The 6,960-nt window shown below is 64.7% G+C and carries 8 protein-coding genes; 1 reads left to right on the forward strand and 7 read right to left on the reverse strand.

Annotation, left to right across the window (positions count from 1 at the left end; all coding sequences use genetic code 11):
- On the reverse strand, nucleotides 1-345 hold a 345-nt coding region (locus tag EOA38_RS23355; protein WP_145966039.1), incomplete at its 3' end, for a helix-turn-helix domain-containing protein.
- A gap of 216 nt (nucleotides 346-561) precedes the next feature.
- On the opposite strand from EOA38_RS23355, the gene EOA38_RS23360 reads away from it, so the two are divergent.
- Nucleotides 562-1,740 carry a M24 family metallopeptidase gene (locus tag EOA38_RS23360; protein WP_127300355.1) on the forward strand — a complete coding sequence of 393 codons (1,179 nt, stop codon included), beginning with the start codon at nucleotides 562-564 and terminating at the stop codon, nucleotides 1,738-1,740.
- Nucleotides 1,741-1,871: 131 nt separating this feature from the next.
- Here EOA38_RS23360 and EOA38_RS23365 read toward each other — a convergent pair whose 3' ends face one another.
- The 6 genes from EOA38_RS23365 to EOA38_RS23390 all read right to left on the reverse strand — a co-directional run.
- The gene (locus EOA38_RS23365; protein WP_245480899.1) at nucleotides 1,872-2,600 is read right to left on the reverse strand and encodes an ABC transporter permease; all 729 of its coding nucleotides are present in this window, start codon (nucleotides 2,598-2,600) and stop codon (nucleotides 1,872-1,874) included.
- Between the two features lie 23 nt (nucleotides 2,601-2,623).
- Complete coding sequence (locus tag EOA38_RS23370; protein WP_127300357.1) at nucleotides 2,624-3,397, reverse strand: ABC transporter ATP-binding protein; 774 nt, start codon at nucleotides 3,395-3,397, stop codon at nucleotides 2,624-2,626.
- The gene (locus EOA38_RS23375; protein WP_189434834.1) at nucleotides 3,397-4,449 is read right to left on the reverse strand and encodes an ABC transporter substrate-binding protein; all 1,053 of its coding nucleotides are present in this window, start codon (nucleotides 4,447-4,449) and stop codon (nucleotides 3,397-3,399) included. The genes EOA38_RS23370 and EOA38_RS23375 overlap by 1 nt, the downstream gene beginning before the upstream one ends.
- Nucleotides 4,450-4,516: 67 nt before the next feature.
- Entirely contained in the window at nucleotides 4,517-4,951 is a 435-nt protein-coding gene (locus EOA38_RS23380; RefSeq protein ID WP_127300358.1) for a VOC family protein, read from the reverse strand.
- Nucleotides 4,952-5,686, reverse strand: coding sequence for a FadR/GntR family transcriptional regulator (locus tag EOA38_RS23385; RefSeq protein WP_127300359.1), 735 nt, complete (start codon nucleotides 5,684-5,686; stop codon nucleotides 4,952-4,954).
- The coding region (locus EOA38_RS23390; RefSeq protein ID WP_145966040.1) for an FAD-binding oxidoreductase at nucleotides 5,683-6,960 on the reverse strand (1,278 nt) is incomplete at its 5' end. The genes EOA38_RS23390 and EOA38_RS23385, both read right to left, overlap by 4 nt.

The raw sequence follows: 6,960 nt of genomic DNA on the forward strand, positions 1-6,960 counted from the left end.
GTTGGGCGCCTCGCGATGCGCGCTCTCGATCACGTCGCCGCTGAGGTTGATCAGCGCCGCGTCGATGCCGAGCGGGGTGAGGTGGATGCCGACGGCATAGCCGCCTTCGGGATTTATGCGCAGCGTTGCCGGCGGCAGGCCGCGGCCCTTCGGCTCCTCGCGGACCGACAGGATGTAACCCTGCTCCTCCAGTTCGCGAACGATGGTCGATACGGTCTGGACGGTGAGGCCGACATGCCGGGCGATGTCGCCGCGGGCGATGGGGCCGAAGCGACGGATGGATTCGAGCACGATGCGCCGGTTGTACGGCCGCCCGAACTCCTGATTGGTCCCTCGCAACGCCATGCCTTGCGCTCCCATCTGACGCAAAGTTCGCAGAGAAGATTTATTCAGTCAAATGGAATTCAAAAATAAATCAACGATGGAATCCTGAGGCTCGGGAAAGGGCAGGACCGGTTTAGGACCTGTGAACGTGCCGTCCTTGGCTGATTGCCTCCATATTGAAGCCGCCTCAATGGTGAGGAACCAGCAATCGTTTGATCCGCCAGGCATGGAGCAGAAATGATCGAATTGCCGTTTGCCCGCGACGAATACCAGCAGCGGCTTCGCAAGATCCGGACCGAGATGTCGAAGCGTGGCCTCGAACTCCTGATCGTCAACGACGTTGCCAACCAACATTACATCACCGGCTATGATGGCTGGTCATTCTACACGCCCCAGATGGTGCTGGTTCCGATCGAAGAGGCCGAGCCGGTCTGGATCGGCCGCGCCATGGATGCGGCGGGCGGGCTTCTGACCGCCTGGATGAAGCCCGAGAACGTGGTCGGTTTTCCGGAAGACCATGTTCAGCGGGCCGACCGCCATCCGATGGACTGGATCGCGAGCTGGATCGCCGCCAAAGGCTGGGGAAACAGGCACATCGGCATCGAACTCGAAGCCTATTACTTCTCTCCCAAAGGGCATGCCCGGCTTGTCGCTGGGCTTCCCAACGCAAAATGGCATGACGCTGATCTCCTGGTGAACTGGATCCGCGTGGTCAAATCCGCTCCCGAGATCGCCTACCTGCGCAAGGCCTCGACGCTCGCCGAAGCTGCCGTCGCGCGGGCCTTTGAAGTCATTGCGCCAGGCGTTCGCGAATGCGATGCCATTGCCTCCATCCAGGCGGCGCAGATCGCCGGCAGCCCGGACTTCGCTGGCGATATCACCGCCCTTCCGCCAACGATCCTCGGCGGCGAGAATGCCTCGGCCCCACACATCATGTGGAGCGACAGGCGGTTCGGTGACAACGAGACGATTGCGCTGGAACTCGCTGGCGTCTGCCGCCGCTACGCGGCCGGGCTGGCGAGAACGATGCAATTGGGCAAGACACCAACCCGTGTCGCGGATACCGCCAAGGCAGTGATCGAGGGCATGGACGCGGTGCTTGACGCGGTCAGGCCGGGAACATCGGCCGAGGCAGTCGAGGCTGCGTGGCGCAAGGTCATCCAACGCTACGGGCTGAAGAAGGAATCGCGCATCGGCTATTCCATCGGCGTCGCCTATCCGCCGGATTGGGGTGAACACACGATCAGCCTCAGGCCGGGCGACAAGACCGTGCTTACGCCCGGCAACGTCGTTCATTCCATCCTCGGAATGTGGATGGATGGTTGGGGCATCGAGATCAGTGAGACCATCCTGGTGACCGAAACCGGCCATGAGACCTTGACCAAGTTCCCGCGAGAGATTCATGTCAAATCCTGAGGGGGAGGCCACGGCAGATCCGGCCGGGAGCGCCACGACCCTGGCTGCGGCGGCGATCCGGTTTCTGTTCGTGCAATCGGACTGACCAACACCGGCTCGTGCAGGGTTCGCACGGACCGACGTGCGTCCGTTCAGTATCTGACAGCCCGGCGCTCGATCAGCACAACGATGCAGAACAGCGCGATCGACAACGACGACGACAGCACGATTGCCGCGTAGAGGCGGTCGGACTGGTAGTTGAAGGTCGCCTGGATGATCAGCGCGCCGAGGCCTTTGTCCGAGCCGATCCATTCGCCGACGATGGCGCCGATGACGGCCGTCGCGGAGGCGATGCGGAGCGAGGAGAACAGCATCGGCAGGGCGCGCGGCAGCCGCAGGCCCCAGAAAATCTCCAGGCGTGTCGCCGACAGCACCCGGAATAGCTCGTGCTCGTTGTCGCTTGCCGAATCCAGCCCGCGGATCATGTTCACCAGCGTCGGGAAGAAGCAGATCACCGCGGCGATGACGATCTTGGGTGTCATGCCGAGGCCGAAGATCAGGATGATGATCGGCGACAGCGCCAGGATCGGAATGGTGTTGAAGAACAGGACGATCGGGAAATAGGCGGCCTGCAGGATGCGGCTGTGCACGAACAGCACGGCAAGCAGCACGGCGGCCAGATTGCCGATGATGAAACCCGCCAACGCCTCGATCAGCGTCGGCCTCAGATTGTCGATGAGAAGCGGAAAATTCTTCTGGAAGACGCCGAAGATCGCGGTTGGCGTCGGCACGATATAGGCGGGAACGCCGAGCAGCGGCAGAAGGTACTGCCAGGCAAGCAGGATCGACGCGGCGCCCAGCACGGGCAGCGCAAAGGTCATCTGCGGGGAGAGCGGCGCCGGTCTCACGACGCGCGCTCCAGCGCCGTGCGCAGCTCCGCCATGGCGGCGACGATCGCCGGATCCTCGCGCGAGCAGCGGTTGCCTTCCTGCTTGAAGGGCCGCATGTCGAGGTCCTTGACCACGCGCCCCGGATTGGCGGCAAGAACGATGACGCGCTCGCCGAGATAGGCGGCCTCGGCGATAGAATGGGTGACGAAGAGGATCGTCGTGCCGGTGCGCCGCCAGAGCGAAAGCAACTCGTCGTTGAGCCGGTCACGGGTGATCTCGTCCAGCGCCCCGAACGGCTCGTCCATCAAAAGCAGTTTTGGCTCGCCGAGCAGAGCGCGGGCGATCGCGACGCGCTGGCGCTGGCCTCCGGAAAGCTGATGCGGCAGGCGCTCACTGAGACCGCCAAGCCCCATCAGTTCGAGCAGCTCGGCGCTGCGGTCTTCGATCCTGCGTGTCAGGCTGCGTTGGCCGACGCCAAGCGGCAGGCGCACATTGTCGCGCACTGTGCGCCAGGGAAGCAGCGTGGAATCCTGGAAGACGAAGCCGACATCGCGGCGCGAGCGCACCGCGTGCGGCGTGGCGCCGAGCACGCTGATCGTGCCGCCGAGCGGATCGAGCAGATCGGCCACCACCCGCAGCAACGTCGACTTGCCGCAGCCGGATGGTCCGAGGATCGACAGGAAGGAGCCGGCCGCGACCGCGAGGTCGAGGCCGGCGAGGACTTTGACGGCCGTCTGCCGGCCGCCATAGCCGACATCGAGCTTCTGGGCTTCGATCGCGTTCGCCATCAGGCCGCAGGGGCATCGAGCTTAGGCCGGTCGGCGGCAGAGAGCTCCAGGATCTTTGTGGTGTAGACATCCTTGGCGGCCGGGCGCCCGTTCGGATACTGGCCGACCTTGTCGAGCAACGCCAGTTGCTCCTCTATCGAGGCCGGATCGAACGTGCCCCAGCCGTCCTTGGCGGTCGCGCCGTCGAAGGAAAGTTTCAACACCAGGTTGACGGTCTTCTGTTCCCAGCCAAGATCCATTTCCGGATAGGCGGCGACCATCTTCTTCACCGCTTCCTGCGGGTTGGCGTGCACCCAGCCCCAGCCCTTGCCGACGGCGCCGATGAATTTTGCCAGCGTGTCCGCATTTTCCTCGATCGCCTTGTCGGTGGCGAAATAGACGTCGGCGTAGGAGCTGAGCCCGAGGTCGCGCACCAGGAGGTCGATACGATCGTCGCCGACCACGCTCAATGCCTGTGTGTTGGTGATCCAGCCGCCGATGGCGTCGACATCGCCGCGTACCAGTGGACCTTTGTCGAAGCCGACATTGACGATGGTGACCTCGGACGGGTCGATGCCGTTCTTGGCCAGGATCTCGTCGATGACGAAGCGCGCGGTCGGCTGGATGCCGATCTTCTTGCCCTTGAGGTCGGCGACATTGCGGATCGGCTTGGCCGGCTTCGAGGTCAGCGCGTAGGGGCCGGTGCGGAAGCCGCAGGCAATGATCTTGACCGGCACGCCGCTGGCGCGCGCGGCATAGAGCTGCGGCGTTTCCGAGAACTGGCCGAGCTGCGCGGCGCCAGAGACGACCGGCGGCACGGTCGAGGCATTGGGGCCGCCGGGGCTGAATTCGATCTCCAGCCCGGCATCCTTGAAATAGCCGTTGGCGACGGCGGCGATGTCGCCGATCTGGCCGTTGGACATCAGCCAGTCATACTGGATGACGACCTTGCCGGCGGCCCTGGCGCCCGGCGTCAGCACAAGCTGCATGCCGGCCGACGCGGCCGCGACCGCTGCGAGGCCGCTCTTCACGAAAGTGCGGCGGTTCAGTCGATTGTCTCGGTTCCCACTCATTTTTCGCTCCTGTTGCAGATTTCTTGTCTCTTCTTTCCCAGCGCCGCTCCCTCCGGCGCGGCGTCGTCTACGGCTGTTCGTCGTGGTAGTCGCCAGGGCCGCCGTCGAGCCAGGCGTAGAGCTCCCAGAGCGTGTCGTCCGGGTCGGCGAAATAGACGCAGCGCGCATTCCAGACGTAGTTTTCGGGCGGGCCGTAGAAGGGCACGCCCTTGGCGCTGAGTTCGCCATGCAGCCGATCGATATCGGCAGGTGTGTCGAGCTGGACGGCGACGCAGACCTTGTGCGCATGACGCGGCGATCTGAGATTCGAGACGCCGGTGTGCCGGTTGATGTGGTCGAGCTCCCAGGCGGCGAGCGTCACGCCCTCGCCATGGAAATCGGCGAAGCCTTCGGCGCGGCGACGCAGGCGGAAGCCGAGTTTCCCGACATAGAAGTCGACCGTGCGCTCGATATTCTCGACGAGCAGGCAGACGTCGGAGATGCGGGTGACGCTCGCCGGCATCTATTTCGCTCCGCTTGTTTTCGAGAGCGGCAGCTTGACGCCGACGCGGTTGGCGGCGCCGATGATATGCGTGCGCATCGCCGCCGCGGCGGCCACGGGATCGCCTGCCACCAGCGCCTCGTAGATGCGCACATGCTCGCCGACATTGATCTCGACGAGATCGTGCAGCGGGTTGGTGAGGCGGGCGTAGTGGATCGAGTGACGGATCTGCTCGCAGACGAAGGAAATGAAGGTGTGGATGTAGCTGTTGCCTGTGGCCCGCGCGATCTCGCGGTGGAAGAGCAGGTCGGCGTCGATGCTGCCTTCCTCCCAGCGCTCCTCGCCGCCCATGCGGTCGAGCGCCGCCTTGATCGAATCGAGATGTTCTTGACCGCGCCGCGCCGCGGCGAGAGCCGCCGACTCGGACTCGAGGATGCAGCGCAGCTCGAACAGCCGCTCCATATTGTGCGTGTCCTTGAGCGCCTCGCGGTCGATGCGGATCGCGGCCCGCTGCTCGGGCGCCAGCACGAAAGCGCCGATGCCTTGCCGGGCCTCTATCATGCCGTCCGCACGGAGCTGCGCGATCGCCTCGCGCACGACGTTGCGGCTGACGCCGAATTTCTCCGACAGCTCCTGCTCGGTCGGCAGCCGCGCGCCGGGGTTCAACTCGCCGGATTCGATCTCGCGGCTGAGGAAGGTAGCGACCCGGTGGGGCAGCGTCTCGACAGTGCCGATAGCGGCCAGTCTTTGCTTCATGGGAAAGTCTCCGTCGAGGGCAGCAGGCAGCCCGGGTTCATCAGCCCCTTTGGGTCGAGCGCGGTTTTCAGCGCCGTGATCATGCGACGATGTGTGGGCGTGAGTCCGGACCAGAATTCGCGCCGGCGGCTGCGGCCGATGCCGTGCTCGGCGCTGATCGAGCCGCCGAGGCCGACGGCAATGTCGTAGAGTCCCGCCGTGATCTCCGCGCCGCGCGCGCGGGCTTCCGCCGTGCCGAGATCGAGCGGTGGCAGCACATTGAAATGGATGTTGCCGTCGCCGGCATGGCCGTAGGCCAGTGGGATCCAACCGGGATGCTCGTGCGTGACGAAGCGGCGCGCGCGCTCGATCAGGGCAGGGATGTCCGAGATGCGGACCGAGAGATCGGTGCGCACGTGATAGCCGCGCTTCGCCTGGCCTTCGACCAGCCCTTCGCGGATCGCCCAGAAGGCGTTCGCCTGCGCGTTGCTGGTCGCGAGAACTGCGTCGGTCACCAGGCCTCCCTCCATGGCATCGGCAAGGAAGCCGGCCAGCAAGCCGTTGAGATCGATGGTCGGCCCGGAGGACAATTCGATCAGCACCTGCACGGGAGCCGCGACCGGCGCGGTAATTCCAGGGTCGATCAGCCGGGCAAGCTCGATGCATTCCGAGCCGATGATTTCGAAGGCCGAGATGAGGTCGCAACAGTCGCGGCGCGCCCGGTTGAACAGCGCGATGGCCGCCTCGAACGAGGCGAGACCGAGATAGCCCGTTTCGGTCCGAGCGGGCTTCGGGAACAGCTTGACCTCGACGCCGGTGATGATGCCGATCGTGCCCTCCGAACCGATGAAAAGCTGCTTCAGGTCATAGCCGCTGTTGTTCTTGCGCAGCCCGGAGAACCCGTTCCACAACTCGCCATCCGCAAGCACGACTTCCAGTCCGAGGATCAGGTCGCGCACCATGCCGTAGCGCAGCACGTTGACGCCGCCGGCATTGGTCGCGGCATTGCCGCCGATCTGGCAACTGCCTTGCGCGCCGAGCGCCAGCGGAAACAGGCAGTCCTGTGCCTCGCTCGCGTCCTTGATCGTCTGCAGCACGCAGCCTGCGTCGGCTTGCAGTGTGAAGTTCTCAGGATCGATCCGACGGATGGTGTTCAGTCGCTCCAGGCTGATGACGACCCGGCCGGCGTCCTTCGTATCGATCGCACCCGAGACCAGCCCGGTGTTGCCGCCTTGCGGAATGACGCCGAGGCCGAGCTCGCAACAAAGGCGCATCAATGCCTGCACCTCGGCGAC

The sequence above is a fragment of the Mesorhizobium sp. M1E.F.Ca.ET.041.01.1.1 genome (assembly GCF_003997355.1).
Classification (GTDB): domain Bacteria; phylum Pseudomonadota; class Alphaproteobacteria; order Rhizobiales; family Rhizobiaceae; genus Mesorhizobium.